At 70.5% G+C, this 4,256-nt stretch carries 4 protein-coding genes and 1 pseudogene; 2 read left to right on the forward strand and 3 right to left on the reverse strand.

Features of this window, described 5'->3' with window-relative positions; all coding sequences use genetic code 11:
- A pseudogene (locus ACY5KJ_RS07090) lies at positions 1 to 231 on the forward strand (hypothetical protein); the annotation flags it as partial.
- A 3-nt stretch (positions 232 to 234) separates the two neighbouring features.
- On the opposite strand, the gene ACY5KJ_RS07095 reads toward ACY5KJ_RS07090, so the two are convergent.
- From ACY5KJ_RS07095 to ACY5KJ_RS07105, 3 genes are read right to left on the reverse strand one after another with little or no spacing between them, the layout of a single operon-like run.
- Positions 235 to 1,257: an ATP-binding protein gene (locus tag ACY5KJ_RS07095; RefSeq protein ID WP_462186879.1), complete on the reverse strand. Its 1,023-nt coding sequence runs from the start codon at positions 1,255 to 1,257 to the stop codon at positions 235 to 237.
- Positions 1,205 to 1,522, reverse strand: coding sequence for an AlbA family DNA-binding domain-containing protein (locus ACY5KJ_RS07100; protein ID WP_462186880.1), 318 nt, complete (start codon positions 1,520 to 1,522; stop codon positions 1,205 to 1,207). Before ACY5KJ_RS07100 ends, ACY5KJ_RS07095 begins: the two co-directional genes overlap by 53 nt.
- Positions 1,523 to 1,559: 37 nt before the next feature.
- A complete protein-coding gene (locus tag ACY5KJ_RS07105; RefSeq protein WP_462203027.1) occupies positions 1,560 to 2,972 on the reverse strand; it encodes a glycosyltransferase 87 family protein in 1,413 nt (470 codons plus the stop codon).
- Between the two features lie 247 nt (positions 2,973 to 3,219).
- On the opposite strand from ACY5KJ_RS07105, the gene ACY5KJ_RS07110 reads away from it, so the two are divergent.
- On the forward strand, positions 3,220 to 4,256 hold a 1,037-nt coding region (locus tag ACY5KJ_RS07110; protein WP_462203028.1), incomplete at its 3' end, for a molybdopterin-dependent oxidoreductase.

Raw genomic sequence — 4,256 nt, forward strand, 5'->3', positions numbered from 1 at the left:
GAGAAGTGCAATAGCCTTACGCAATATTGGCCGGTCGAATCGCTACGTTGGCGCTGGCCGGGGACCGGCCCCCGGCCGCGGGATGGCCAGTATGACGCGGCTGGGTTGCGGCCGAGCGAACCGGAGTGCCCGCCGCATCCGGCCCGGCTGTTCTGCGGGCTGGTCGCCTCGGCGCGTATCGACGGCGACTGGGTGGCGTTGCGCTGGCTGGAGACCTGGGGCGGCCGGTAGTCGTCATCCAGCCATGCTGCGCTTCGCGGCCTTGGCGGCCACGGTCACGTCGCCCATTCGCTCCGGCGGGCTCATGCCCGCGGCGAGCAGGGAGTTGAGCATGGCGCGGATGCCCGACCCGCGGTTTTCGCAGACGGTGCGGGTCTCGCCGGGGATCGGGACGTCCTCGAGAATCTTGATAAGGGTGGCGTTGCGGGCCGAGGAGATGCCTTCTTCGCCGAGGCTGTCGACCGTGACCGGACCGAACAGCCCACCGGGATTGCGAATGACCAGACGGTCGGGGTACATCTCGACCTGGACCTGGGTGCCGCGGGCGCCACCGGCAAGGTCACGGTGGACCAGCGCGTTGACGACCGCCTCGCGCAGAGCGGTCTCCGGGTACTCCCAGACGTCCTGCCGGCCCACGCCTCCGATGACCGCCCGGCGGGACATGTTGCGGCGGACTGCCGCCAGCGTGTCGCGGACCATGACCGGGACCGGGCCTTCCAACGTCACGCTGTCCAGGAACCGTTCAGTGGACCGGCCGCCGGTCTCGGTCGGGTAGTGCACGAAGGTGACCATCAGTTGCGGGAAGTGCTCCTGCGGATAGCTGCCGAGCGCCAGCAGCCCTGCCAGCGAGACCACGTCTTCGCCATCGTTTCCAGGCACGAGCACCCTGGCACGGCGCAGCACCGCCAACCGGTCCAGATCCTTGAACGCATACGGCCTGCTGACCCTTAGCCGGGCGATCAACACGTCGACACCGGCCGCATCCAGATGATCCAGACCAACACCGTGGACGGCCTGCTCGTCCTCACGGGGCTGCCCACGTGAGGACAACATCACCTGGACCTCATAGGCCGACAGCCGACGATCATCATCGCCTACTCTGACATAGCTGCCCTTGGTGATGCCGGCTCCGCGCGAGTAGCAGGGCTTCTGAGCGGGATCTAGCTCGGGGACCTCGGCGACCAGAACCTGGACGCCTTCAAAGTCATGAATCTTGATCAGCGGTCGCAGCGGAGGCTCCATGTCCTCGGAACACATCGAGGTCCTCGGAACACATCGAGCCGAGATTGGCTGTCAGCCTCGCCGGATCAGGCAGTCCGGTCGCAACGAAGCCCTGGGCTTCGTCCAGCCCAAGGACGATCACGCCACCTCGCGTGTTGGCAAACCCCGAGAGTGTCTCGCGCAGCGACTTCGGCAGCCCACCCTGCGCCTTCTTCACCTCGACGTCGGCGATGTCCGCACCGATGGCGCGGAGGTTGGCGAGGTCGTGAGTCCGGACCGAGCCCAACAAGTCGCCGATCAAGATCCGTCCGCACCTCGGCGCCGGGCGCCGACGGTCGTCATAACCGGGGTTCGACGACAGATGGGGCCGCGGGTGCGGCAGCGCGCTCGGCGGCCGCCAGCCGTCGGCCGGTCCACCGGCGCAGACCGGTCGCGGCGAGCACGACGCCACCGCCGACGGCGTAAGAATACACCCGCAAGGTCCACGCGTCGCCGGGCAGATCCGTGAACAGCGAGACGTAGACGGGGTGCGCGGCCGCGGCGACGGCGAGCCATTCCAGCCGCCCGGCGATGACGGCGAGCGCCGCCAGCAGCACCCCGTACCAGGGCTGGACCGGGGTCGCGACAAGGAACGCGGCACCGACCAGCCACAGCGCGGCCCGTTCGACGGGAACCCGCTGTGGATCGGTCCGCAGCACGGCGACCGTGACCGCCGCCAGCAGGGTGGCCGCTACCGCCTTCGCCGCGGATCCGTCCAGGTGCAGCAGCCCGGCGAGCAGGAGGAAGCGGCTGCCCTCGCCGTAGCCCTCGACGTCGAGGTACTGCGGGAGGAAGCCCAGCGCCTGTGTACCGACGGTGAGGATGTGCGGCAGGTAGGACAGCACGACCACCCCCGCTGCGGCCCCGGCGAGCGTGACGGGCCGGCGCCGGGCCGCCGCGAGCAGCAGCAACGCCGGGTACAGCTTCACCGCCACCGCGCCGCCGAGCAGCGCCCCGGCGACCCCCGTCCGCAGCGGATGGGACCGGGCGGTGAGGACCGCCAGAGCGCTGAGCGCCAGCACGGCCCCGAGGACGTCGACGTGCGCATCGGAACCGATCTCCAGGCCGGCGAGCGGCGAGAACGCATAGAAGGCCGCGTGGCGCGGGTCGCGGCCTCGCGCCACCAGCATCCGCATCATCAGCCCGACCAGTGCCAGGGACGTCAGCGAGGCGTAGAGCTGGAGTTTGTGTTCGCGCGGCGGCCCCGGCAGGACATGAACGGCGGTGAAGTACGCCTGCGCCACCGGCGGGTAGATGGTGTGGGCGCGCGGGTAGTTCAGCCGGATACAGTGCGGCCCGCGCCCGATCGCCGCGCACCCGGCCGGATCCGGGAACAGCCAGCGATCGCGCAGCCGGGCCAGTTCCGGAGCGAGCGGGCCGTACCGGTAGGGGTCGATCCCGGCAGCCTGGACCCGACCGTCCCAGGCGTAGCGGTACAGGTCGTCGGAGAGCTGCGGGCCGGTGGTGGCCGCGACGGCGTGGATGGCGACAATTCCGCCGAGCAGCATGGCGACAGCCAACCGGCGCGGGGCCGCGTGGACCAGCAGCGCGGCTGTGGCGACACCGAGCGCCCACCAGAGCATGACGGGGTAGAGCACCCCTGCCCGACCGGGCAGGTATCCCGGCGCCGCGAGCAGGCCCGCGAGCCCGACACCCGCCCCGGCCAGGGCCAAGGCCGGCCTGAGGCGTGGCGCGGTGCGGGTTCTGGGCATGGTCCCGAGACTGGCAGGCGCAGCGCCGGCGCGGGAACACCGCGCCAGGCCTTCCTCGTTCCGTAATGCCGGTACTCGGTCGCGAGTGGTCCCGGCGGCCTACCGTGCATTCGTGCGACAATTGCCTCGCCAGTTGCCCCGTCGGTTGCCTCATCTGCTGACCGAAAAGCTGCCGGAACCACCCCCGGTCCTGCGGCGCGGCCCCCTGCGCGAAAACGCATTCCCCAGTCGGCTGCACGATCCACGGATGGCGGCTCTCCTCGGCCTCTGGCTCGGGATCGCCTTCGGAACATGCTTTCTGACCGGGCTGGTGTCGCATTTCATGCAGCATCCGCCGTCCTGGCTGGAATGGCCTTCCCGACCCGTCTGGCTGTACCGGGTGACCCAGGGCCTGCACGTGACCACCGGACTCGCGAGCGTCCCACTGCTGCTGGCGAAGCTGTGGACGGTGTATCCGCTGTTGTGGGAATGGCCCCCGATCCGTTCCGTCGCCCATGCGGTGGAGCGGATAACGATCGTGCCGTTGATCGCAGGGGCGATCTTCCAGCTCAGCACGGGCATCGCGAACATCGCGCAGTGGTACCGGTTCCACTTCTTCTTCACCGTGACCCATTACTGGGTCGCCTGGATCACAATCGGCGCGCTGGTCCTCCACATCGTCGCGAAGCTCACCGTCGTCCAGGCGAACGTGGGCCGTCGCCGCCATGAGCGCGCGCCCCTGAACGGCGCCGCCACCACCATGACCGGCGCCGCCCCGGGGACGGGCAGTCTGACGCGGCGCAGCCTCGGCCTCGCGACGGGGACCGCCGCCGGGGTAATCGTGGCGACGACCGCTGGCCAGTCGGTTCCGGGCCTGGCCCGGCTGGACCTGCTCGCGCCGCGGCGGCCCGACATCGGCCCGCAGGGGCTCCCGGTGAACCGCACGGCGCGAGCCGCGCGGGTCACCTCCCTCGCCCGTGACCCCGGGTACCGGCTGGAGGTGGTCGGTCCGCGCCGGATGGTGTACACCATCGAGGAGCTGTACGCGCTGCGTCGGTACAGCTCGAAGCTGCCGATCACCTGCGTCGAGGGATGGGCCGCGGACGCCACCTGGCACGGGCCGCGGCTGCGGGATCTGCTGGACGCCGCCATGATCCCCGCCGACGCGACGGTCCGGGTCGAGTCCCTCGAGGCCCGCGGGGGCTACCGGGCAAGCGACGTCAGCCCCTCGCACGCCCGGGACTCGTTGACCCTGCTCGCGACCGGGGTGAACGGCGCCGGCCTCGACCTCGACCACGGTTATCC

It is taken from the genome of Frankia sp. CcWB3, assembly GCF_977927595.1.

Coding starts and splice junctions, on each gene's coding strand:
- ACY5KJ_RS07105 (WP_462203027.1), bottom strand. CDS start 2,972: ATGCCCAGAACCCGCACCGCGCCACGCCTCAGGCCGGCCTTGGCCCTG.
- ACY5KJ_RS07095 (WP_462186879.1), bottom strand. CDS start 1,257: ATGTGTTCCGAGGACATGGAGCCTCCGCTGCGACCGCTGATCAAGATT.